The sequence below is a fragment of the Microcoleus sp. Pol14D4 genome, from assembly GCF_036701245.1.
GTDB lineage: Bacteria > Cyanobacteriota > Cyanobacteriia > Cyanobacteriales > Microcoleaceae > Microcoleus.
On record NZ_JAUBQM010000061.1, the window covers coordinates 15,800 to 40,229 of the forward strand.

A 24,430-nucleotide genomic window follows, 5' to 3' on the forward strand; every position below is an offset into this window, starting at 1 on the left:
TATTGTTGCAAACTTTACTAAGTTTAGCCAATTATTTTTCTAAGGGTTGCAATATTGACAAAGGGAAGGATCGGCAGTCTCTCGACCGTCGGGAAATAGTTTTTCTTTAGTATAACCGCACTTTTTGCATTTATAGATTGCGGCTCGCGCTAGCTGAGTCGGGAAATAGCACAGTCCGCAGGGCAATCCGATTTTCATCTCAGCAATATCGAATCCCGGCCAACCGCACTCCGGGCAGAATTGCTTGAATTTTTTAACTAAATCCAGAGTTGCATTTTCGATGTTTTTCATCCGAGTTGGATTGTACATCGCCCGCATATCTGTTTCGATGTGAACTCGGCCGTTTGACGATTTTTTTAAGCCTGCTGTTACAGCGTCAAAAAATTGTTTTTCTGTCCTAATGCCCTTGACAATTTCGCCGTTACCGAGCGCAGCTTCGCCAACTACAACCACCAGTGCGTGTTCGGGAAATCCAGCTTTTTTCGCAAAATCATCTGCTTCTTCTATACTGGAAACTAACTGGTGACTGTAGTTAGTTTCAACGGAGAAAGAGTCGCCGATGAGTTCTAGATTGTTGGCTCGATCTAATAAAATTACGATTTCTCTGTTAGCTGGCAGATACGGCATCATTGGGTGAGGGCCGAAAGTACCTTCGCTGGCAAAGGCAAGAGTTTCGCCCGTAATTTCTAGAGCTTTTTGTGCTTTATGGCGAGCCGCTTCTATTTGTGTTCCTAAGCGTTTAACTTCTCGCGTGAAGGTGCCGAAAGTGTCAGTGTCAAGCTCCGCAGGCACTAGGATATTTACGCCCAATTCTCGTTGCAAAACCGGAGCCATCACCCGTTCTTTTTGGTGCATGGTAGCAAGAACTGCGGTGCGATCGCTCAAAAATTGATGGGCATTCACAGGCTCAGAAATATTAGACATACAGCAGCATCATTTCATAACAGAAGGTTCAAATACACCCTTTGACCTAAGTTACAGCAGGTTGCAGGTTGATGAAGTACACCCGCTTATCGATCAATTCCCGCCGGGACAAGGCACTGCCGTCTCCCTACTGCCCTTCATAAACCGGGGATACGCTGTATCAATTCAGGACTCCAGCGTCAATCTTAAAAGTGGCTAGTTGCCTCCAGTCACTCCGCCAGCTTGACCTCTGAGTACAAAAATTACTCCCGTCATAATTAGCGCTACCCCTACTAACCGCAGCGGTGGCAAAGGCTCGTGAAATATAAGTTTGCCACCTAAAACAGTAAACAGGTAACTAATTGACAATAAAGGTGAGACTATGCTAAGGTTTGCCCGCGACAAAACTACAATAAAGCCGATGGAAGAAATTGCATACAAAGAAAGACCACATACAATCAAAGGCTGGGTAGCCATTGCGAGAATTTTTTCTATTAGATTAGCAGCGCCAATGGGCCCTAATATTTTAGCTCCTGCCTTCAGACTAAATTGACCGGCGACGCCGCACAATATTGCAGCAAGCAATAACAAAAAAACGCTTCTATTCACAAGTTTACTAACCTATAGTACAATCAAAAATTGCCGTTCCCAAAAACCTGAAAAACTTTAATTAAGTTTTGTTAGGTTTTATTCACCACTAATATTTTAAGCAGAGATACGGGAAAATCAAGTATGGTCGATCGCGATCGAGAGTGGAACAAATATATGGCAGAGCAGACTAATCCAAGCGGAGAATACACTCTAGAACTATCGATACTCATGCCTTGCCTCAACGAAGCAGAAACTTTAGAAATCTGCATCAAGAAAGCACAGAAGTCCCTGCGCGAACTTGATATTGCCGGCGAGGTCATCATAGCAGACAACGGCAGCACTGACGGTTCTCAAGATATCGCTACCAGAATGGGAGCGAGAGTCGTGCCCGTAGCAGCCAAAGGCTACGGCAGCGCCCTCATGGGAGGCATCCTGGCAGCGCGCGGAGTTTATATTATCATGGGCGATGCTGACGACAGCTACAATTTTTCCAACCTCGGCTTTTTTGTCAAAAAATTGCGAGAAGGTTTCGACTTAGTAATGGGAAACCGCTTTCAAGGGGGCATCAAACCGGGGGCGATGCCGCCGCTGCACAAATATTTAGGAAATCCGGTGCTGACATGGGTTGGGCAGTTATTTTTCGCGAGTCCAGTCGGCGACTTTCACTGCGGATTGCGGGGTTTTAGGAGAGAGTCAATTTTGAAACTCGACTTACAAACAACGGGGATGGAATTTGCTAGCGAAATGGTTGTCAAAGCATCTCTGTACACATTGCGGATAACAGAAGTCCCAACCGTACTTTCTCCCGATGGACGCTCGCGCCCGCCGCACTTGCGAACTTGGCGAGATGGCTGGCGGCATCTACGATTTCTGCTCCTTTACAGTCCTCGGTGGCTGTTTTTGTATCCGGGTGTGGCGCTGATAATTTGGGGTCTAATTGTCGGCATCTGGCTATTACCTGGTACTCAAAAGATTGGTAGTATTAGCTTTGATGTACACACGCTGCTGTATGCTGCGATCGCCATTATCATCGGTTTTCAAGCAGTAACTTTCGCTTTTTTTACCAAAGTTTTTGCCATCAGTGAAAAACTGCTGCCCGAAGACCCCAAACTCAATAAAATATTTCGCTATGTCACTCTAGAGACAGGATTGATTGTCGGAATCACGCTGATTTTAATCGGAATAGTTGGCTCGTTCTTGTCATTAACTATTTGGAGCGAAACAGCTTTCGGTTCTCTCGACCCTTCTAAAACTCTGCGTTTGGTTATTCCCTCACTAACTTGTCTGACTGTTGGTTTGCAGATGGTTTTGTCGAGCTTTTTTCTCAGCGTGCTGGGGTTGAAGCGTAGGTGATAACATTCAAGTTGCTGCCAACCTTGCTCAAAACTAAATTGCCATGCAGGGGAAGCTGAGGGCGATCGTACTTCCTTCGATCCTAAATTGCTATAATGACAATCAGCCAAAAAATCTCAACATAAAGCCTATGTCTACTTATAGCGAGGTACTGAGTCAGGCTCAAAATCTCACTCTTGAAGAGCAACAGCAACTATTAGAAGTATTGTCAGCATTGGTTCGCGATCGGGTAACAACTCAGACTCAGGGTAAACGATTAGAAATTGATGCAGCACTGATTGAAATGGTACAAGATCCAGAGTATCAAGCTCAAGTGCTACAGATGGAGGCTGAGTTTGCGGTAGCGAGTTGGGAAGCCTTGCAATTGGGAGAATCTCCTGTATGAACCGGGGAGAAGTCTATGATGCTAGACTTGAACCTGTTGAGGGTTCTGAACAAGGAGGAACCCGTCCTGTTATCATCGTTAGTCGAGCTACAATCAATACATATAGCCCTGTAGTTTTGGCTATTCCCTGCACTACTTATCAAACTGGTAAACGAGTTTATCCCACTCAGGTATTAATTAAAGCTCCCGACGGTGGATTAACCAACGATTCTATCGCTATGGCAGATCAAGTACGGGTATTATCTAAATCTCGTTTATTGAGTTTACGAGGAATGCTTAGTGATGAAGCAATACTTCTGCTGAATCAAGCTTTATTAATTGCCTTGGATTTGCCTGGTCAAGTTTAATTGCACTTTGGGGGAGATAAGGGCGATCGTACTTTGGGAAGATCAGGGCGATCGGCTGTGATTCTATTTCAACTACGCAAACATCAAGCGACCTTTCGGTTGAGGAATAGGACGACCCAGTGCGTTAGCCGTTTCTATCCACTCCTGCATAATAATCTCTAGATTTTGCAATGCTTCTTGATAAGTTTCGCCATCCGCCGCACATCCCGGCAATTCTGGTACTTCTGCAATAAATGCCTGGTCTTCGTCACTCCAGTAAATGATGACTTCGTACTTCATTAGGGAATTTCACCTTACTCAAAAAGGTCGCTAGGGTTCCTGTCCTAATTCTTTGCAAAACTCTAGATAATCATCGATGGAGTTGTGGAATTCTTGGCGAGCTTCTTCAATAGTTTGTGCCTTAAAAGTCACTACGTCATTAATATCGAGGACTCCCCCGAAAATAATTTCCGCTTCTAAATCTACTTCAATGCTAGCACTGTAACCTTTGTAAGTCATCATGGTTGTAATACTTCTTCCTTTTAACAAAACTCTAAATAATCATTCCTAATCACTGACATATTCGATACTCCAATCGTCTTCTAAGATCCCAACTGCTTCTAGAAAACGACGACAAAATTTTCTATGATCCTTCGCAGGTTTGTGTAAATTAACCCAATATCCATTTGTTAACTTCTGCCATTCATTTCCATCACTATTTTTATCCCGGCGATTCTCTTGGAAATGAGGTTTAAGTAAATTTCTAGCCTTTTCAAAGCGATCCGATCTATTTTTAATCACCCACTCACAGCATTGAATTGTAACTTGTCGCCAGGTTTGCTTAGGAAGTGGAATTTCGTCACCACAGATTTTAATCAACTTTGGCTTACCGGATGTGCGAGTAGGAAATACTTCATGTTCTCCAAGAGATGGCCAAATTTCGATAAACTTAATGCTGAGAAAATTAGCTCGTTCGAGAATAGCTTTTTCATCCCATCGGTTAATACTTTGAGAAAAATAGTCACTATTAATTCGCAAAGCGTGTTCAGCCAGTTTTTGCTTTTTCACCAGAAATGATGAATTAGAAAGTTGTGAATTCCACTCAGGAGTAACTAAAGTTAAATTCCCCAAGGTATGTAAATAATCTCGGTAGATTTGTTGAAATTCACCTCCAAGTTCATTCTCCCAATCTTCGCTTGACGTTTGTGGCAAAATATGCTCAATAGTTGATTTTTGATCGAGGACAGTAAACCCACCTTTTCCCTTAGACAAGTGGCGATTAATTGTTTCTATAACAAGACATATTTTGTGAGTGTTTTTCTCATAAAGTTGACGGCTTTTAATTGATTGTCTAACATCATTATCATTAGGATATTGCTTGGCAATCAAAACTTTTTGCAAAGCTTCTGGCAAAGTGATTTCTTCATCTTCATTTTTGATTGCTTCTACATCTTTCCAAATGGAGGGGAACATTTTATTAAGATAGTTTGTTTGTTTTCCACAAATATACCGACGAACCAAATAATTTTCTAGTGATTTTAAGCATTCGATAAACTCCTCACGATCAATCTTTTGAGATTTATACTCATTATAGAGCGTTAATAAAAACGGATAAGCAGTAGAAAGGTCGAAAGTATTGAGGCGCAATAATACTATTTTAATATTTTCGTTGTCTTCATTGTCAGGTCGCAGTAGTTTGTCATAATATTCAGCAAATTTTAGGAGATTAGCAATTTCTAGGACAAATGCTTGGTCATCTAATTTTTTACAATAATCACGAAATCGTGCATAAATATGGGATTCGGCACAAAGATTTCTCGTTTCCATTGCTAAATAATGCCGAAGAAAAGCCGTTAATTCACCCATCCCTGATTTCCCAACTATTCGTTTTTCTTGCAATAATCCCTCAATTTTTTCCCAATATTTAGTAAAAGCATTTTCTTGCTGAGATGTTGGTAACATCATCGCCATATAGTTGCGGACTAAATCTGCCTGAGTTAACGGTTTGCCTTTGGCATTCAGACTTTCAAAAATATGATAAGGATTTTCATCTTTATTAAGTTCTATGAAAACAAGTTGAAAACTGTTCTGTAATACTGTAAAAAACTTACCAATATCTAGTTCACCTTCTTTAACTTTAGATTCGATTTCGGGAAGAAAATAATTATAAGCTTTAGGTATGCCAGATTCAGTAAATTGCTTATAATTTCCTTCTAAAATAATCGCTTGATAAGCTTGGCGATCGCCATATTTATTGGTTGGTAAAAGTTTAAAATAAACATCACCTTCGCCTTCTTCATCTGAATTGACTACAAATTTATTGATTTTCTTAGCAAGCTTTTGATCGGTGGGCTTGATAATATCCCGCAAAACAAGAAATAGTAAGGATAAGGTGGTCAAACGTTGCTGGCCATCAACCAAGTTAAAAGCTGTCATTATGCCGCGTGTTCCATCATTGATGACTACCAGAGATCCTATAAAATGTTCTGGTTCTTTTTCGGGATCGTATTCATCATAAATTGCGATCGCATCCTTTAATAACACTTCCCATTCAGTTTTTTCCCAACTATATTGGCGTTGAAAGTGGGGCATAACATAATGAATTTCACCACCGGAACTGAAAACTTTGGCAATTTTCCAACTATCTGCTTTCATTGCCAATCACTCCAAATATATCTAAAGATTTGTTCGTCACTTAAGCCACAGGTAGCGCTACCAAGTGGAATATTCTAATCACAGTCAAGAGGCAGGCCCAAAAGCCTGCCCCAAACTATCCTATTCTACTCCCTCAATCCGGTCTTCCACCTCCTGATAAAGTTCACGCAAGCGATCCAAATTGTTCTCCGAAGTTTCCCAATAACCCCGGCCATTCACCTCAAGCAAAGTGCTGACAATCTTGCGGAAAGAATGAGGATTTAAGTTAAGCAAACGCTTCTGCATCTCCTCATCTTGGATAAACGTAGTGTTGACATCCTCATACACCCAATTATCCACAGCGCCCGCCGTCGCACTCCATCCAGTCGTATTCACCAGACGCTTAGAAATCTCGCGCACGCCTTCATAACCGTGCGACAGCATCCCCTCGTACCACTTCGGATTCAGCAGCTTAGTCCGCGAATCTAAACGCACGGTTTCTGATAACGTCCGCACCTGCGCGTTGGCTGTGGTTGTATCAGCAACAAAGGATGTCGGTTTCTTCCCATCTGCGCGCAAACTGCCGATCAATTTAGTCGGATCGGAGTCGAAATAGTGCGACACGTCGGTTAGGGAAATCTCGGCAGAATCTAAGTTCTGGAAGGTGACTTCCGCAGTTTTTAAGGATGATTCAAAAATCTGCCTGTCTTGTTCCATTGTTCCCGGATTGTCGGAAGAAAAGGCGAATGATTTGCGAGTTAAGTACATTTCCTGCAACTCGGCTTCGCTTTCCCAAGTGCTGTTTTCCACCGCCAAGTTGACGTTAGATGAATAGGAACCAGAGGCATTGGAAAATACCCGGGTTGCTGCTTGGCGCAGGTTGATGCCCATTTCTTCCGCTTGCTTCAATGCGTGTTTGCGGACGAAGTTCATCTCTAACGGTTCGTCGGCTTCCGCTGCCATTTTCACGGCTTTATCTAACAAATTCATTTGGTTGATGAACAAGTCGCGGAATACGCCCGAACAGTTAATTACTACGTCGATCCGAGGGCGTCCCAACTCTTCTAAAGAAAGCAATTCGAGTTTGTTTACCCGGCCCAAAGCGTCGGGAACTGGCTTCACTCCCACCATCCACATTACTTGGGCGAGGGATTCGCCGTAAGTCTTGATGTTGTCGGTTCCCCACAACACAACCGCGATGGTTTCTGGGTAATTTCCGCCGTTATCCACGCGCTGTCTTTCTAACAGCCGATCGACTACAATCTTTGCAGACTTAACCGCCCCCGTTGTAGGGATTGACTGCGGGTCCAAAGCGTGCATATTCTTGCCAGTCGGCAAAACATCCGGGTTGCGAATCGGATCGCCACCGGGACCAGGCAGAATATACTCGCCTTCTAACGCGCGCAACAAAGCGCCTAATTCGTTGTCGGCACAAACTTGCTGCAAGCAGAACTCCAGATACTCAAACAGCGGTTTAATCGGTTCTGGATCGATTTTTTTGAAACCGGCAGCGTGCAGCGCATCAATCCAAGGTGTTTTCTTGCCCATGTTGAAGAAATTCAACTTAGAAACAAGGGAAACTCTACCCTCAGCGTCGGTTTGTTCCTTCACCAAAGCGCCCACTGCATCCCGACAGGCCAAGGTGATTTTTTGCAGCAATTCGACATCCGTTAAAATGCCTTTGTCGCTGTTGGTATAAACTTCTTCGATATCGCGTCCCAGACTGTTAGCGATAATTCGCGGCAAGCCTATCAGGTTGTCTTCCTCGCGGTCTAAATTGGCGATATTCACCAAAGTTGCGATCGCCTCTTCCGCAGTCGGCGGCTTACCGATAATATGCAAACCGCAAGGTAACAACCGCGACTCAATCTCCATCAACTTGCGGTAAACCAAGCCAACTAAATTGTCGCGTTCCTCAGCAGTCATTCCCGCAGCAACCCCTCTTTCTTGTTCGGGAGGTAGGGCGATATCCTTATCCAAATTCACCAAACGGCATTTTTCGACGATCGCATCAACAATCGCCACACCCCGACCCGTATCCTTCAAAGTTTGATAGGAAGCAATCAACTCGCTGAGTTCCTGCAAACCTTTGTACAAACCAGCATTTTCCGCCGGAGGTGTCAGATAACTGATGGTTTCAGCATAACTGCGGCGCTTGGCAATTGTTGCCTCGCTGGGATTGTTGGCTGCGTAATAATAGAGGTTAGGAATTTTGCCGATCAAACTGTCGGGATAACAATCGACAGACATTCCCATCTGCTTACCAGGCATGAATTCTAGGGAACCGTGAGTGCCGAAGTGCAGCACCGCATCCGCACCCCAAATGCGCTCCAAATATGTATAGTAAGCAGCAAAACCGTGGTGCGGGCTGGCGGAACGAGAGAATAACAACCGCATCGGATCGCCTTCGTATCCAAAAGTAGGTTGCACTCCGATAAACACATTGCCGAAATGTTTGCCGAAAATCAGCAAATTTTGTCCGTCGCTGTTCAAATGTCCCGGAGGCGGGCCCCAATTTTCTTGCAAGCGTTCCGAGTAAGGAGTGAATTCTTCGTATTCAGCGACGGACATCCGGTAAGCAACATTTAATTCCGGGCTTTGGTATTGGGCTGTTGCGTCGTGGATGACTTCTTGCATCAGTTTTTCGGCGGAATCCGGCAATTCTGGCAAGTCGTAACCGTTACCTTTTAAGGCTTTCAATACTTGGTAAATCGAGCCGAAAACGTCCAAATAAGCGGCTGTTCCGACGTTGCCTTTGTCCGGCGGGAAACTGAAAACTGTGATCGCAACTTTTTTATCTAATTTTGGTTTACGGCGCAGCATTGCCCACTTCATGGCGCGCTGGGCAATTGCTTCGATCCGGTCTTGTAGGGCGATCGCCTTTCCAGTTGCGCCATCTCTTCCCGACAAAATAATCGGTTCGATCGCGCCATCCAACTCAGGAATGGCAACTTGCAAAGCAACTTGAATCGGGTGCAATCCTAAATCGCTATTTTCCCACTCTTCCGTCGTTTGGAAAACCAGCGGCAAAGCCACCATGTAAGGGCAGTTTAGCTTTTTCAAAGTCTCGATCGCCTTCGGGTGATCTTGTTTCGCCGGGCCGCCCACCAGGGCAAAACCAGTCAGAGAAACCACCGCATCAACGATCGGCAGCGGTGTCACACCTTTCGCCCCAACTTCCAAGAAAAAAGTTTCAACCGGCTTTGAGAAGTCCAAACCACCAGCAAAAATCGGTAAAACCCGCGCGCCCATTGCCTCCAATTCCTGCACTATTGCTACGTAGTGCGCGTCATCTCCGGTGACTAAGTGAGTGCGCTGCAACACTAAACCGATGCAAAGTGCAAGGGGGTCTTTGAGGTCTGCCGAAATATCTTTGCGGGAATTGTACCAGGTGAGATATGCTTTTACATCCTCAAACATCGATGGTGCTAAAGGATGCCAAATCCCCATGTCCGGGTAGACAACGGGTTCTTGAAAAGTTAGCTGTTCCTGGCCTTTGAATACATATTTGTGGGACAGCATCAGCAAGAAGTTTTCCAAGTTTTCTTGGGAACCGCCCAGCCAATACTGGAAACTCAGCATGAAGTTGCGGGCATCTTGGGCTTTGTCGATGGGCAAATATTTCAGCACTTTCGGCAAAGTTTGCAGCAGTTTCAGCATTCCGTCTTGGAAGGAACTACCGGATTTTTCCTTCCGTTTTTTCATGAATTCGCCGATCGCACTTTTGCTTTGTCCCAACTGTGCCATCGAGAAACTGCCCATTTTATTGAGTCGCATCACCCCTGGCATCGACGGGAAGACGACGGCGACATCCAAGCTGTCGCGCAGCGGTTCCACCGCAGCTACCACTTTTTCTGCCAAATCTTCGATGAAAATTAGAGAAGCAATAAATACATTGGCATCCGCCACATCCCGTTTGAAGGCCTCGTAATTTTCCGGGCTGCGGAGTTCCTCGATCAGGTAGCCGCTGATTTCTATTGCCAAATTCGGATTTTTCTGGTTTATCGATCGAACCGCTGCCGACAGGGCGCTTTGATACTGCGGTTCCAGTACGACATAGACCACCTTCATGAGCGATCGCCCCTGCAAGTTTTCCGGCACAACGTGGCGAATGGTGGGCTTGACGTGAGTGAACATCCGGTTAGGCTCCTTTAAGATGCTGTTTTCGGGAATCGGGAATTTTTTTATCCCATAAGCATTTTTACCAGAAAACGCTTGCCATTAGGCGATTTGAGCCTGCACATGACACAATTCGACAAATTTAGGCCAAGTTTTCGTTACATTTTTTTATAAATTCCTTGAGCAAATACTCCATATTTTATTTACAAAAATTTACTTGACACATTTATTTAAATATGTATACGATTAATGAATTGGATAAAAATAATTAAAAATTAACCAACAATTGAGAAAAAAATCCTGAAAAAAGTTCCAAGTTTTGTATAATTGATTAAACTTGCGATGACAAATTAACTAATGGAAAAAACGCATAAATTCTGAAGGCAGAATGTAGCCTTCAGATAATTGCTGAGTCAAAAAAAGTTTAAATTTAACCAGGAACTTAAAACAATTTAATAAAGTCTATTTTATGTAAATTCCTGATCGGCGATCGAGTTCATGGAAAGCTAATTGCTATAAACTCTCAAACTCATCAAAACCTTAAGGGGAAAACATGGCTAACTACGCAATTTTCGACGAACAATTCTACCTCGCCTCATATCCTTGGGTCAAACCAGCCATTGACGCAGGAGTCATCTCATCTGGAAGAGAACACTTTGAAAAATTTGGGCGAGAAGGCGGTCTAACTAAAGTATCGCGTTATTTTGACGAAAATGCTTACCTTGCTGGGAATCCAGACCTTGCACCCTTCGTTCGTACAGTGAACCCAAACGCGCCTTTTGCGACCGGCCTCGATCACTTTATCCAGTTCGGTTACGATGAAGGACAGCGCCGCACCCAAGTATCACCCGAATACAACGAAACCTTTTATTTAGCAAACAACTCTGAACTGCAACCGTTTATTCAAAACGGAACTTTCAAATCAGGCTACCAACATTTCGTTCAATTCGGGGCCAAAGAAGGTCGGTTTGGAACTTCATTTTTTGAACCGGAATACTTAAAAGAAAACCCCGACATCGTGCCGTTTGTCAACTCGGGAAACTTGAGAACCGGCCGGGAACACTTCTTCAATTTTGGACAATTTGAGCCTGCCCGCGACGCGACTTTTGTCGGCACCCGTACCAACGATGTTTTAACTGGTGTTGGCGTGGGCGATGTCGAACTTGTGGGAGTGGAAGTAGGTATAGATCCCCAAGGCAACCGCCAGTATGAAAGCTTTGGCACCAATGAATTCGATGTCTTGATTGGTGCTCCGGGAACCAATACATTCGTACTCGGAGTTCCTCCTACCTCCGGGAATTTTAGCCCGACACCGCTGTATTTGGGTAACGGTCAAGCTACGATTCGCAACTTCGACATCGAAAGCGATTTTATCCAACTGCAAGGAACTTCTTTAAACGGCTACAGCCTAACTCCCATTGGCAACAATTTGTCAATCCAGCGTTTTGGAGATGTGCTGGGCGTCATTGAAGGAGGAGCAAGTTTAAATTTGAGTTTCCAAGAATCTAACGGTAACGGCACTTTCTTGATTGGATAGTCATTGGTCATTGGTCATTGGTCATTGGTCATTGGTCATTAGCTAATGCTGATGATTGATGACTTTTAATTTGTTGTGGGCGATTGTGCTATGAAAAAGTACGATCGCACTTTATTTTAAACAGCAAACTATGAATTACGATATCTTCGACGAACAATACTACCTTGCCTCATATCCGTGGCTGAAACCAGCCATTGATGCAGGAATCATCAAATCAGGAAGAGAACACTTTGAAAAATTTGGTCAAGCCGCCGGTCTCACAAAAATATCGCGGTATTTTGACGAAGATACTTACCTTGAGGGAAATCCAGACCTTAAACCCTTTGTCCGCACTCCCAACAACGCAAACGCACCTTTTGCGACCGGACTAGACCACTTTATCCAATACGGTTACGAAGAGGGTCGCACTCGCGTATCGCCTGAGTATGACGAAGCATTTTATGTAGCAACTAACCGAGATTTGCAGCCGTTTATTCAGAATGGAACTTTTAAAAATGGCTACCAGCATTTCATTCAATTCGGGGCCAAAGACGGTCGGTTGCCTACTTCTTTCTTTGAACAGGGATACTTAGGAAACAACCCCGACATTCAGCAGTTTGTCGAATCGGGAACCTTGAAAACTGGTCGGGAACACTACTTCAAGTTTGGACAATTTGAGCCAAGCCGCTCTGCGACTTTTGTGGGAACTTCTGGAAATGACATCCTCACCGGTTCCGGGGCGGGGAATGTGGAATTAATTGGAGTTGACGTAGAAGCCCCTAACGGCATCCGACGATATGAAAGTGACGGCAGCAATGAATTCGATACTCTCACTGGCGGTAGCGGCCGCGATAAATTCGTGCTCGGTGACATTGTTGGCTTCAGGGGAGGAACCCTCTCATCCAGACAGTTCTACATCGGCCCTGGTTTTGCTACAATTCGCAACTTTACTCAAGGTCAGGATATCATCCAGATAGGGATTCCCTTAGATCAATTATTGGTGTTTCCCATCAACAATAATCGAGATTTAGCTATCCAAACGAATGGCTTTCCCGTCGTTGAAAATGGAGTTTTCATAGCCAGTCGCTTTGACACAATCGCTGTTGTTGAAGGTGGCGGAAATCTCAATTTGAATCTCTTACCAGGATCTAGTGTTATTAGATCTTTACTTGGGTAGAAATATCGCAGCTATGGATGGTTAGCCTTAGTTTATAATGGGAGAATTATTAATTAAACAATCGGTAAATAAAATTTCCACAAGTCAGGAAAACTCAACTCTCAATCTGCCACAGATTGGGATAACAAATCCATTTGCAGATCCAGTATATCTCACTTTCCTCAGCTAGAAAGCATAGAGCTTAAGTGAGATTTGATTAGGTAAAATCACCCAATCAAATAATTGTCTCAGTTCGGGATTATGAAGAAATTGCATAAATACCTCATTAAATCCGCAGGAGGAAAACATGGCTAGTTACGCAATTTTTGACGAACAATACTACCTTGCTTCATATCCGTGGCTGAAACCAGCCATTGATGCAGGAATTATCAAATCTGGAAGAGAACACTTTGAAAAATTCGGTCAAGCCGCCGGCCTCACAAAAATATCGCGATATTTTGACGAAGATACATATCTAGCTCAAAATCAAGATGTTGCACCATTTGTTCGCACCGCCAACAACCAAAACCGACCCTTTTCTTCAGGTTTAGACCACTTTATCCAGTTTGGTTACGAAGAAGGGCGCACGCGAGTATCGCCTGACTACGACGAAGTTTTTTATTTAAATCGCCACCCGGAGATAACTCCCTTCGTGCAGAACGGAATTTTTAAATCCGGCTTTCAACACTTTATCCAATTCGGAAAAACAGAAGGTAGGTACGGGACAAGTTTTTTTGAACCACGTTACTTGGGAGATAACCCAGATGTGGCGGCAGTTGTGGAGGCTGGAAGTTTAAAAAGTGGTCGAGAACACTATCTAAAATTTGGGCAATTTGAGTCAAATCGATACGGATTTTTTACAGGAACCAACGGTAATGATATCGTCACGGGATTTACAGCGGGAAAAAATCAAATTATCGGACTGCAAGTAGCTTTCGCCGGCCCTAATCCACCTTTTGGCATTAATAAGAATAAGTATGACGCTTTGAAATTGGATGACATCACGAGAGAGCCTTTCCTGACTACCACTGAATTCGATACATTGATTGGCACTTCTGGCATTGATTACTTCGTGATCGGAGATGCTGTTCCCAACAACCGACGTAGTTTGATCAGCCGAGTAGATTTCTATACGGGCAGTGGGGAGGCCAGGATTGTCAATTTTGAAAAAGGAAAAGATTTTATTCAGTTGGTGGAAAACGTTAATGAACTGAGTATATTTCCATCAGGGGCGGACTTATTAATTCAAAAATCTGGAGATACACTTGCCAGAATTCAGGGCGGATCAAATCTAAGCCTGCAACCGATTGAGATGATAAATCCGTTTAGTCCTCCAGTCAGTCTCACTTTCCTCGGCTAGAAAGCATAGAGCTTAAGTCAGATTTGACACTTGGAAAAAATCACCCAATCGGGTATTGTGTAACTTCCAGATGATTGATAAATTGCATAAACAGCTAATTAAAGCGGCCCGACAAAAAATGGCTAACTACGCAATTTTTGACGAACCATACTACCTTGCTCAATATCCTTGGGTCAAACCGGCCATTGATGCAGGAGTTATCAAATCTGGAAGAGAACACTTTGAAAAATTCGGTCAAGCCGGCGGCTTAACTAAAGTATCGCGGTATTTTGACGAAGATGCTTATCTAACAGGCAATCCAGATATCGCTGCGTTAGTCCGCACTCCCAACAACCCAAACGCCCCTTTTGCGACGGGTCTAGACCACTTTATTCAATACGGTTACGAAGAAGGTCGCACTCGCGTATCGCCTGAGTATGACGAAGCATTTTATCTCGCAAATAACCGACAGTTGCAGCCGTTTATTCAGAATGGAACTTTTAAAAACGGCTACCAGCATTTCATTGAATTCGGTCTCAAAGACGGTCAGTTTGGGACTTCATTTTTTGAAACAGAATACTTAAACAAATACTCCGATGTTCGGCCTTTTGTCGAATCTGGAGCCTTGAAAACCGGTCGCGAACACTACTTCAATTTTGGTAAAAACGATCCAAGCCGCTCTGCGACTTTTATCGGAACTTCCGGCAATGACATGATTGCCGGTCCTGGGGTGGGGAATAGCGAATTAATTGGAGTTGAAGTAGGTTTACGTACAGGTAATGGCTTTGGCGAGGGCCGAGTGTATGAAAGTGACGGTAGCAATGAATTCGATACTCTCACTGGCGGTAGCGGCCGCGATATATTCGTACTCGGTGACCTTATAGAAGGCGGTAAAAGCTCTCCGCCCGGAACCCAAATATTCTATACTGGGCCGGGTTTTGCGACAATTCGGAACTTTACAAAAGGTCAGGATAGCATCCTGCTAGGAGATGGGTTCTTACCTTTCTCAGATCAATACTTGATATTGCCCATCAACAACAATCGAGATTTAGCTATCCAATACAATGCTTCACTCCTCGCTGTTCCCGGAACGGCTCCGTTTGACACGATCGCTGTTATTGAAGGTGGCGGAAATCTCAAGTTGAATGTATTACCAGAATCTAGAGTTAGTAGATTTTCACTTGGGTAGAAATCTCGAAGCTATTGGGGATTTGCCCGATCGCTACTGGGGAGTGCGATCGCACATTCGCAAAAAGGGCGATCGCACTTTTGTGTTTGCCATGAAAATAATAAAACAAGCTTAACAATAATTAACTTGACATACTGAGTTAGTAGAGTTACGTATAGTGGGTCAAGTTTAATCGACAAGTAAGCAGACTAAGCTTGGAGAAATAATTATGACTAATTATGACATTTTTGACGAACCATACTACCTGGCGCAATATCCTTGGATGAAACGTGCTATTGATGCAGGAATTATAAAATCTGGAAGAGAACACTTTGAAAAATTCGGTCAAGCCGGCGGCTTAACTAAAGTATCGCGGTATTTTGACGAAGATACTTACCTCGCTGGCAACCCAGACATCGCTGCCTTAGTCCGCACCCCCAACAACCCAACTGCACCTTTTGCGACGGGCTTAGACCACTTTATCCAATACGGTTACGAAGAGGGTCGCACTCGTGTATCGCCTGAGTATAACGAAGCGTTTTATCTCGCAAATAACCGACAGTTACAGCCGTTTATTCAGAATGGAACTTTTAAAAACGGCTACCAGCATTTCATTCAATTCGGCCTCAAAGACGGTCAGTTTGGGACTTCATTCTTTGAAACAGAATACTTACAAAAAAATCCCGATGTTCGGCCTTTTGTCGAATCGGGAGCATTGAAAACAGGTCGGGAACACTACTTCAATTTCGGCAAAAACGATCCCAGCCGGTTTGCGACTTTTATCGGAACTTCCGGCAATGACATCATCACCGGTGCTGGGGTGGGAAATACCGAATTAATTGGAGTTGAAGTAGGTTATGTTGCAAACAGTGATGGCTTTTCCATCCCCGGCCGAAATTATGAAAGTGAGGGCAGTAATGAATTCGATACTCTCACTGGCGGTAGCGGCCGCGATAAATTCATGCTCGGAGACCTTTTAGTAGGCGGTGGTGGTAAGCTATACAGTTCCCCAACAAAGTTATATATCGGGCCAGGTTTTGCTACAATTCGTAACTTTACCCAAGGTCAGGATACCATTCAGCTAGCAACAAGCGATATCCAACCTTCTTTAGATAAATTCTTGATATTTCCCATCAACAACAATCGAGATTTAGCTATCCAAACGAACGGCTTGTTCGTCTACTTTCCAGATGGAAGTTCGGGAATTAGTAGCTTTGACACGATCGCTGTTATTGAAGGCGGCGGAAATCTTAAGTTGAATCTATTACCAGAATCTAGAGGTTCTCTATCTCTACTTGGCTAGAAATCTCTAAGCTAGTGGGGATTTGCCCGATCGCTGCTGGGAAGTGCGATAATTAATTGTATCATCCAGAAACCGGGTTTCTCGAATAAACCCGGTTTCTAAGTCTTTAATGGCGATCGCGCGCTAGCTTCAAAACCTCAACAGTATCTTTGTGACCCTCCGAAGAGGCCCAAATTAACGCAGTCCAAGTATTATTATCCTTAGCTTTGATATCAGCTCCTTTATCGATTAAAAATTCCACAACTTGAGTGCGCCCGCTACCTGCTGCACTCATCAAAGCCGTCAAACCAAAATTAGTTTTAGCATTCACATCCGCCCCCGCCTCCAGCAAAAGCTGTACAATCTCCGTATGTCCGGCAGCAGCGGCACTCATTAACGGCGTCCACCCGTCATTATCGTGACTGTTGACATCCGCACCTGCAGCCAGCAATTTTTTGACGATCGCAGAATTGCCAGCCTCAGCCGCAGCCGTCAAAGCCGTCGCACCTTCCTCATCTTTGGCATTGATATCTGCACGCTGTTCGATCGCACTTTCTACAGCCGCAACATCACCCGTCTTGACGGCATCAATTAAATCTGTCATAAATTCTCCCTTGTATCCTCTCAAATATTAAATCCTATGACAGTCGATATTTTAATCCTCTCCAACGGCCCCGGAGAATTGGCAACTTGGGTGCGTCCCGCCGTGCAAGCTTTGCGCGAGCAATTGGGAAACGCGGGCACTCAAGCGCGAATCTCTGTAGTGCTGTCCCCCTGTCCGCACGCCACCGGGAAAGAAGCACAAATCGCTTGTTCCTACCCAGAAGTTGACAGAGTGCAAGCACCGGAGCATTTTTTTCCATTCCTATTATCTGGCAAAACTGCTGAAAATTGGGATTGGCACAAAACAGGAGTGGTTTTATTTTTAGGCGGCGATCAATTTTTTACGGTTGTTATTGGCAAAAGACTCAAATATCGCACTGTTATTTATGCTGAATGGGACGCGCGGTGGTATCGCTGGATTGATAAATTTGCGGCCATGAAACCCGAAGTTTTTGCTAAAATTCCCCAAAAATATGCTAATAAATTTACAGTTGTCGGAGATTTGATCGCAGAAGTAGGTAATCGAAAATCTGACGCCAAAGATGGGGCAGTAACCCTACGGAAAATAGAATTAATTGGATTGTTGCCCGGTTCTAAAGCCGCCAAATTAGCTTTAGGTGTACCGTTATGTTTGTCGATCGCCCAATCCATCCACCGCATCCGCCCTGAAACTCGCTTTGTTATTCCCGTTGCTCCTACCATAGATGTGCAAACTCTAGCAGGTTTTGCCGACCCTGAACAAAATCCTTGCCTGCATTTATTTGAGAACGCCAGCGCCGAACTTCATTTAACAGAACGGCCGTTTTTGCAGACAGCAAATAACTTGCAAGTAGAACTTTGGACGCAGACGCCCGCCTACGATTTGCTATCAGAATGCAGCCTCTGTTTAACTACTGTGGGAGCGAATACTGCGGAATTGGGTTCGTTAGCTGTACCGATGATTGTTTTGATTCCGACGCAGCAATTGGATGCGATGAAAGCTTGGGACGGATTGCCGGGATTGCTGGCAAATTTGCCGTTAGTCGGTTCAGCTTTTGCGACTGCGATTAATTGGCTAATCTGGCAATTGGGAAAGGGTAAGTTTTATGCTTGGCCGAATATTTGGGCACAGGAGGAGATTGTGCCGGAGTTAATTGGGAAGCTGGAACCGGATGCTGTGGCTCAATTGGCGATCGACTATTTGAGCCATCCTGATAAATTAGCACAAATGGGCGATCGTTTGCGTGCGGTTCGAGGAGAATCGGGGGCGGCGAAAAAAATTGCTCAATTGGTTTGTGAAGAACTTGAGGTGCAATCTAATTGTCATAATAAGAATTAGATTTTTTTATTTTTAACCGCAGAGCAATGCAGATTTAATCCAGATTAATTGGTAAAAACAGGCAAAAGAAATTTTATTTTCTCTTGCCTGTTTATTATCCCAAAACTCGATTTGCTTTCAAGCTAAGCTCGATCGTGCTTAGCAATCACCCAAACAGCGTGAATGATACCGGGAATAAAGCCCAAAAACGTGAGAACCAGGTTGATCCAAAAATCAGTACCGATGCCGACAGTCAAAAATACGCCCAGAGGGGGAAGAAAAATTGCAGCGACTATGCGAATTAAATTGTTCATCTCAGTTACTCCAAACGAGTTTTCTCTTTCAATTTAACTTCACTGACTGACTGAACCTTTCCCGAAAAACTTAGGCGGCGCTGCCATAGTGTAAACTTCGGTTTCAGCGGCGATTACCTGCCGCAAGTGACCGGGAAGCTGCATCAACCCCAACAGTGTAATTCCGTCGAACATCCGCAACCCGCCAGTTGTTTTCTCGGCGAGTAATTTGTCAGTAACTGCGGGTTCGGGCCGCGTATTTATTTCTTGATTAGAAGCTATCGCAAAACCCCAAGGAGCTCCGTAAGTAGAAATAAAGCTGGTGCAGGATTGAACATTGGAGAAAACAGATTTCAGGGTATTCACAATGCGAGCGTGCATTTTCATTTCTGCCGGAGAAACGGGGCCTGCTTGCACTACGAAATATCCGTTAGGTGACATTACGCTGCGAACTTTCTCAAAATACTCCTTGGTAAACAACTGGAAAGATGGGCCTTCTTCTATTGGATCGGACAAGTCAGAAATGACAATATCCCAATCTTTGTCTGTGTTGTCTAAATAGTCCAAAGCATCGCCGATTACTACTTCGCAGCGGGGGTCGTCAAAGGCGTTTTGGTGCATTTCTGGCAGGTGTTCGCGGCAAGCTTCTACTACTTCGCCGTCAATGTCGATCATCACGACTTTTTCAACTGTTTTCCAGCGCAGCACTTCTCTAATCGTAGCTCCTTCTCCGCCGCCGAGAACGAGGACTTTTTTGGGTGAACCGTGACAAATCATGGCTGGGTGCACCAGGGGTTCGTGGTACAGAAACTCGTCGCCTGTACAAGATTGCCACTTACCGTCTAAAACTAAGCCTTTGCCGTAAGTACCGGTCTGAACGACATACATTTCTTGATAGGCTGTTTTCTTGTAAGCAAGCACCGCGATGACGCCGTGAACGTAAATATCCCAAGGCGTAATGTACTCGCTCATCCAAAAGTCTGCACGAACTTCGCTACCTGACATCAATTACTCTCCAAATATAAACGGCTGTGTCGATGTTGTCACAAGTAGTAGTTATTAGCACAAAACGGTGCGGGTGTGTGAGTACGATCGACACATTAAAGTGAGATTTCTCAGCAATGCTATAGTGTGATTGCGTTCTGGGAGAGAGCAATGAGCTTGTTACTTGAGATTGCTTGTGGGCGATCGCGCGCCCAGTCGATCGCACTTTTCCCGCTGCCCCCGGTCGATCGCACTCACATTTAATATTTTCGCTTTGCATTGCCGACTGGTTTTGTACAAAAGTTGTCTGAATCGGGCAATTTTTCGCGCTGGGCCCGCCTTTATAAGTTTGCGATCGCCCTGCTTATTTACCAATAATCGGATAAAAACCCCGCAAATGCGAGAGCGGGGAATACAAGTAGCAAGCGGTTTTAACTAGATTTGTTATTAATATGTTGACATTTTGAATGTATCTTAGATAATATTTTTATATCGACCAAAATAAAGGAAATCTTGAATTTTTCGGACACAATTGGTTAGGCAATGTGCGCGAAAATTCTAACTAGGTAAAGGGTGCAACTAAATTTCCTCATAAAACTGTTCTGACACTATTTTTAGGTTCAAAATAATAGCCGATGGAACCAACGGACTGGGACAACAGAATCAAAGAGCTGGAAAAGGAAAATCGACTCCTGCGTAAAAAACTCGAAAAATCGGAAACCGAACGCAGCCAATTACAAGCCCTCAATCAAAAAAAAGAATCTTTGCTAAAAAAGCTCACTGAGGAATTTAGAGATTCCAAAAATATTTTAAAAGCAAGAATGTCTGCACTAGAAAAAGCTCTGGAAAACCAAAAAACAACCCAGATCAAATTAATCGAAGCAGAAAAAATGTCGGCTTTGGGCATTTTGGTAGCTGGTATTGCCCACGAAATCAACAATCCCGTTAACTTCATCTACGGCAATATTACCTATGTCAATGACTATGCAGGAGACATTTTAAAATTGCTCGCTATGTACCAGGATCGTTATCCCGAAATAGATGCAGAGATTGAAGCTTTTCTGGAAAAAATTGACATCGACTTTCTGCGCGAAGATTTGTTGAAAACTCTGTCGTCAATGAAAGTTGGCTCCGAGCGCATCCGCGAAATTGTGCTGACTTTACGGAACTTTGCGCGGGTAGATGAAGGTGAAAAAAAACCCGTTAACATTCACGAAGGAATTGACAGCACCTTGTTAATTTTGCAGCATTTAACTAAAGAAAAGCCAGGTCATTCTGCTATAAAAATCATTAAGAATTATGGTTCTTTGCCCAAGGTAGAGTGTTATGCTGGGCAATTAAACCAGGTGTTTATGAACATCATTAATAATGCTGTGGATTCCCTGCGGGAGCGAGAGCAAAATTCGTCACTGGAAGAGATAGAAGCCAACCCTATCCAGATGATAATTACTACTTCTATTATTTCAGAAAAGGGGGCAAGAATTAGCATCAAAGATAATGGTATGGGAATGAATGAATCTGTAAAAGCGAAAATTTTCGATCCGTTTTTTACCACCAAACCAGTTGGTCACGGGACGGGTTTGGGATTGTCAATTAGCTATCAGATTGTTGTGGACAAACACGGCGGGAGGTTGGAGTGCATCTCCGCAATTGGAGAAGGGACTGAATTGGCGATCGAGATTCCGATCGCCAATTCCGGCCGCTAAGATCGATCGATCGAGCTAAACTGAGGGATAATGAAAACTCCCTTTGACCGCGGCTCCTCCTAGTTTGATGTGCAACCCTATGTCTACTGTCACTTTTGGTTTGTCAACCCCTATAGCGGCAGAGGCCGGGGCATCCTACGGCAGCAGCGAACCGCCCCAGCGCCCCACCGTGCAAGCAGAGTGGATCGAGGTATTGGTGGACTCTCCTTTCAGGGTTGCGGGGGACTCGCCTGGGGAGGAAAATAAGTTATTTACCTATCGTTTACCTGCGGAACTTACCGTGCAACCAGGGGATATTTTGAGTGTACCCTTTGGCAGTCAACATGTAGGCGCGATCGCGATTCGGTTCATTTCTCAACTGCCGCCCGACTTAGATCCCACAAGGGTTAAAGATGTCGAAGATGTTGTCAGTACGGGTTTTTTCCCACCGACTTACTGGGAATTACTCGAACGCACTGCCACCTATTATTGCACACCTTTAATTCAAGTAATTAGAGCCTCGCTGCCGCCCGGTTTGTTAAGCCGTTCCGTGCGCCGAATTCGCTTAATTAAGGATGCTCTTTCTCCCAATGCCGAAACATTTCTCAATCCCGCCGCGAGTCAAATTTTGCAATTGCTGCAAGCTCAAAAAAACGGCGATTATACTTGGCAATACCTCCAGCGCCAAGTTAAGGGAAGTTATCGGGGATTGAAAGATTTATTGAAACGCGGTTGGGTAGAAAGTTATTTAGAACCTCCAAATCCTCCCAAACCACAACTAAAACCGGCAGTGACATTAATTGCTAGCGCATTTGTCACAGATTTAACCAAGCGGCAACAAGAAGTATTGGAAGTTTTGCGGCGCGGCGGCGGTGAAATGTGGATGAACGATTTGCTGAGAATTTGCAGCGCGAGTTCTTCTGTTGTCAAAAATTTGGAACAAAAAGGTAGCGTTGTAATTGACCAAAGGGAAGTTCTCAGGGGCGATCGCGGAATTTCTCAATTGCCCGATGCACCGAAAACTTTAACTCATTTTCAAGCTCAAGCCTTAGCGTTTATTAACTCTTTTTCGGGATTTCGTCAAGTGCTGCTGCACGGCGTTACAGGTTCCGGGAAAACCGAAGTGTATTTGCAGGCGATCGCCCCCATCTTAGCCAGCGGCAAATCCGCCCTCGTACTCGTTCCCGAAATCGGCCTCACACCGCAACTTACAGACAGATTCCGCGCCCGTTTTGGCGAGCAAATTTGCGTGTACCACAGCGCCCTATCCGATGGCGAACGTTACGATACATGGCGTCAGATGCTGACTGGAACACCGCAAATTGTCATCGGCACGCGATCGGCTATTTTTGCGCCTTTACCTCACCTCGGCTTAATTATCCTCGATGAAGAACACGACAGCAGCTTCAAACAAGACCAACCAGCCCCCTGCTACCACGCCCGCACCGTTGCCAAATGGCGCGCCGAATTAGAAAATTGTCCCTTAATTTTAGGCTCCGCAACGCCAGCTTTAGAGACTTTTTTCGGGACGCGGCGAGATTATTACTCGTTACCAAATATCCATTATTTATCATTGCCCGATCGCATTTATTCCCGCCCGATGCCGCCTGTGGAAATAGTCGATATGCGCCAAGAATTGCGGCAAGGAAACCGCTCAATTTTCAGTGCTTCCCTGCAAAACGCGCTGGAACAATTGCAAGAAAGACAACAGCAAGGTATCCTATTTATTCACAGAAGAGGACACAGTACCTTTGTCTCTTGTCGAAGTTGCGGCTATGTGATGGAATGCCCGAACTGCGATGTTTCCCTGTCTTATCACCACGTCGGCGAAGGGACAGCAGAAATATTGCGCTGTCACTACTGCAACCACACGGAACGACACCCTCAAAACTGCCCGGAATGCAGTTCTCCTTACTTCAAAAACTTTGGCAGCGGCACTCAGCGAGTCGAACAGGAATTAACGAGATTATTTCCCGAATTGCGGGCAATTCGATTTGACAGCGATACGACTAGAAATAAGGGCGACCACCGCAGATTGTTAACGCAATTTGCCAATGGGGAAGCTGACATTTTGTTGGGTACGCAAATGCTGACGAAAGGGTTAGATTTAGCTGGAGTTACATTGGTGGGAGTTGTGTCTGCTGACGGGTTACTAAACTTATCAGATTATCGGGCAAGCGAACGAGCTTTTCAAACATTAACTCAAGTCGCGGGCCGTGCGGGCAGAGGCGACGATCCGGGGCGGGTAATTATTCAAACTTACACTCCCGAACACCGGGTTATTCAAGCAGTTAGGCGGCACGAATATACAGATTTTGTGGAAACAGAATTAGCAGAAAGAGCGGCGCTGAATTATCCTCCTTCGGGGCGGCTGGTTTTGTTGCGATTGAGCAGTGTAGATGCGGCGGAAGTGGCGGTGACGGCGGTACAATTGGCGTCTGTTTGTCAGGAGTATATTGAGCGATTGTCTGTACCGGGGTGTGAGTTGTTGGGGCCTGCACCGGCGGCGATTATGCGGGTGGCAAATCGCTATCGGTGGCAGATTTTGCTGAAGTTGCCTTTGGATGAGTCGGTGGATTTGTCGGATTTGATCGGATTGCGCGATCGCACCCCGCGTTCTGTTAGTTTAACTATTGATGTCGATCCGTTGAATTTTGGTTGAGGGTTATTGGTTGGGTGGGGGCGGGTTTTTATAGATTGTTTGTCAGCCTCAAATATTGTTGGTAAAACCCGCCCCTTGTATCTTAAAAGAGTGAGCTAGCCGATCGCCACGTCATTGATTCGATCATACCGACA

22 protein-coding genes are annotated in these 24,430 nt (G+C 44.6%); 12 read left to right on the forward strand and 10 right to left on the reverse strand.

Annotation, left to right across the window (positions count from 1 at the left end; genetic code table 11):
• Nucleotides 1-39: 39 nt before the first annotated feature.
• Nucleotides 40-924, reverse strand: a complete 885-nt coding sequence (locus tag QUA33_RS19990; protein WP_333150551.1) for a DUF6671 family protein — start codon at nt 922-924, stop codon at nt 40-42.
• 195 nt (nt 925-1,119) lie between these two features.
• Nucleotides 1,120-1,512, reverse strand: a complete 393-nt coding sequence (locus tag QUA33_RS19995) for a transporter (RefSeq protein WP_333097466.1) — start codon at nt 1,510-1,512, stop codon at nt 1,120-1,122.
• A 123-nt stretch (nt 1,513-1,635) separates the two neighbouring features.
• Between QUA33_RS19995 and QUA33_RS20000 the strand changes: the two genes are divergently transcribed.
• The 3 genes from QUA33_RS20000 to QUA33_RS20010 all read left to right on the forward strand — a co-directional run bounded on the left by QUA33_RS20000 (nt 1,636) and on the right by QUA33_RS20010 (nt 3,579).
• Complete coding sequence (locus QUA33_RS20000; protein ID WP_333150553.1) at nt 1,636-2,847, forward strand: glycosyltransferase family 2 protein; 1,212 nt, start codon at nt 1,636-1,638, stop codon at nt 2,845-2,847.
• 130 nt (nt 2,848-2,977) lie between these two features.
• Nucleotides 2,978-3,232, forward strand: coding sequence for a hypothetical protein (locus QUA33_RS20005; RefSeq protein ID WP_333150555.1), 255 nt, complete (start codon nt 2,978-2,980; stop codon nt 3,230-3,232).
• Nucleotides 3,229-3,579: a type II toxin-antitoxin system PemK/MazF family toxin gene (locus QUA33_RS20010; RefSeq protein WP_190739752.1), complete on the forward strand. Its 351-nt coding sequence runs from the start codon at nt 3,229-3,231 to the stop codon at nt 3,577-3,579. Before QUA33_RS20005 ends, QUA33_RS20010 begins: the two co-directional genes overlap by 4 nt.
• A gap of 72 nt (nt 3,580-3,651) precedes the next feature.
• Here QUA33_RS20010 and QUA33_RS20015 read toward each other — a convergent pair whose 3' ends face one another.
• From QUA33_RS20015 to QUA33_RS20030, 4 genes are all read right to left on the reverse strand, one after another.
• Nucleotides 3,652-3,858 (reverse strand): type II toxin-antitoxin system HicB family antitoxin, encoded by a 207-nt coding sequence (locus tag QUA33_RS20015; RefSeq protein ID WP_333150558.1) that lies wholly within the window; start codon nt 3,856-3,858, stop codon nt 3,652-3,654.
• Between the two features lie 30 nt (nt 3,859-3,888).
• Complete coding sequence (locus tag QUA33_RS20020) at nt 3,889-4,080, reverse strand: type II toxin-antitoxin system HicB family antitoxin (RefSeq protein ID WP_333150560.1); 192 nt, start codon at nt 4,078-4,080, stop codon at nt 3,889-3,891.
• A gap of 45 nt (nt 4,081-4,125) precedes the next feature.
• Nucleotides 4,126-6,213 (reverse strand): DUF262 domain-containing HNH endonuclease family protein, encoded by a 2,088-nt coding sequence (locus tag QUA33_RS20025; RefSeq protein ID WP_333150562.1) that lies wholly within the window; start codon nt 6,211-6,213, stop codon nt 4,126-4,128.
• Between the two features lie 120 nt (nt 6,214-6,333).
• Nucleotides 6,334-10,329, reverse strand: coding sequence for a magnesium chelatase subunit H (locus QUA33_RS20030; protein ID WP_333150564.1), 3,996 nt, complete (start codon nt 10,327-10,329; stop codon nt 6,334-6,336).
• A 535-nt stretch (nt 10,330-10,864) separates the two neighbouring features.
• Between QUA33_RS20030 and QUA33_RS20035 the strand changes: the two genes are divergently transcribed.
• The 6 genes from QUA33_RS20035 to QUA33_RS20060 all read left to right on the forward strand — a co-directional run bounded on the left by QUA33_RS20035 (nt 10,865) and on the right by QUA33_RS20060 (nt 16,793).
• A complete protein-coding gene (locus tag QUA33_RS20035; RefSeq protein WP_333072792.1) occupies nt 10,865-11,848 on the forward strand; it encodes a calcium-binding protein in 984 nt (327 codons plus the stop codon).
• 130 nt (nt 11,849-11,978) lie between these two features.
• Entirely contained in the window at nt 11,979-13,004 is a 1,026-nt protein-coding gene (locus tag QUA33_RS20040) for a calcium-binding protein (RefSeq protein ID WP_333150565.1), read from the forward strand.
• A gap of 286 nt (nt 13,005-13,290) precedes the next feature.
• Nucleotides 13,291-14,343, forward strand: coding sequence for a calcium-binding protein (locus QUA33_RS20045; RefSeq protein ID WP_333097477.1), 1,053 nt, complete (start codon nt 13,291-13,293; stop codon nt 14,341-14,343).
• A 118-nt stretch (nt 14,344-14,461) separates the two neighbouring features.
• A complete protein-coding gene (locus QUA33_RS20050) occupies nt 14,462-15,511 on the forward strand; it encodes a calcium-binding protein (protein WP_333150567.1) in 1,050 nt (349 codons plus the stop codon).
• On the forward strand, nt 15,504-15,626 hold the full coding sequence (locus tag QUA33_RS20055) for a hypothetical protein (RefSeq protein ID WP_333150569.1): 123 nt from the start codon (nt 15,504-15,506) through the stop codon (nt 15,624-15,626). The genes QUA33_RS20050 and QUA33_RS20055 overlap by 8 nt, the downstream gene beginning before the upstream one ends.
• A gap of 93 nt (nt 15,627-15,719) precedes the next feature.
• The gene (locus QUA33_RS20060; protein ID WP_333097479.1) at nt 15,720-16,793 is read left to right on the forward strand and encodes a calcium-binding protein; all 1,074 of its coding nucleotides are present in this window, start codon (nt 15,720-15,722) and stop codon (nt 16,791-16,793) included.
• A gap of 106 nt (nt 16,794-16,899) precedes the next feature.
• Here the strand turns inward: QUA33_RS20060 and QUA33_RS20065 are convergent, their stop codons facing one another.
• On the reverse strand, nt 16,900-17,376 hold the full coding sequence (locus QUA33_RS20065) for an ankyrin repeat domain-containing protein (RefSeq protein WP_333097480.1): 477 nt from the start codon (nt 17,374-17,376) through the stop codon (nt 16,900-16,902).
• A gap of 36 nt (nt 17,377-17,412) precedes the next feature.
• On the opposite strand from QUA33_RS20065, the gene QUA33_RS20070 reads away from it, so the two are divergent.
• Complete coding sequence (locus QUA33_RS20070; RefSeq protein ID WP_333150571.1) at nt 17,413-18,693, forward strand: lipid-A-disaccharide synthase; 1,281 nt, start codon at nt 17,413-17,415, stop codon at nt 18,691-18,693.
• Nucleotides 18,694-18,815: 122 nt separating this feature from the next.
• Here QUA33_RS20070 and QUA33_RS20075 read toward each other — a convergent pair whose 3' ends face one another.
• Genes QUA33_RS20075 through QUA33_RS20085 form a run of 3 tightly spaced genes read right to left on the reverse strand, consistent with a single transcriptional unit; the run spans nt 18,816 to nt 20,229 of the window.
• Nucleotides 18,816-18,986 (reverse strand): YqaE/Pmp3 family membrane protein, encoded by a 171-nt coding sequence (locus QUA33_RS20075; protein ID WP_333071975.1) that lies wholly within the window; start codon nt 18,984-18,986, stop codon nt 18,816-18,818.
• Between the two features lie 39 nt (nt 18,987-19,025).
• Nucleotides 19,026-19,970: a fused MFS/spermidine synthase gene (locus tag QUA33_RS20080; protein ID WP_333097484.1), complete on the reverse strand. Its 945-nt coding sequence runs from the start codon at nt 19,968-19,970 to the stop codon at nt 19,026-19,028.
• Nucleotides 19,960-20,229 carry a hypothetical protein gene (locus QUA33_RS20085; RefSeq protein ID WP_333150573.1) on the reverse strand — a complete coding sequence of 90 codons (270 nt, stop codon included), beginning with the start codon at nt 20,227-20,229 and terminating at the stop codon, nt 19,960-19,962. Before QUA33_RS20085 ends, QUA33_RS20080 begins: the two co-directional genes overlap by 11 nt.
• Before the next feature lie 355 nt (nt 20,230-20,584).
• On the opposite strand from QUA33_RS20085, the gene QUA33_RS20090 reads away from it, so the two are divergent.
• Both QUA33_RS20090 and priA read left to right on the forward strand, forming a co-directional pair.
• A complete protein-coding gene (locus QUA33_RS20090) occupies nt 20,585-21,655 on the forward strand; it encodes an ATP-binding protein (RefSeq protein ID WP_333150575.1) in 1,071 nt (356 codons plus the stop codon).
• A 79-nt stretch (nt 21,656-21,734) separates the two neighbouring features.
• Entirely contained in the window at nt 21,735-24,296 is a 2,562-nt protein-coding gene (gene priA / locus QUA33_RS20095; RefSeq protein ID WP_333150577.1) for a primosomal protein N', read from the forward strand.
• Nucleotides 24,297-24,430 lie beyond the last annotated feature (134 nt).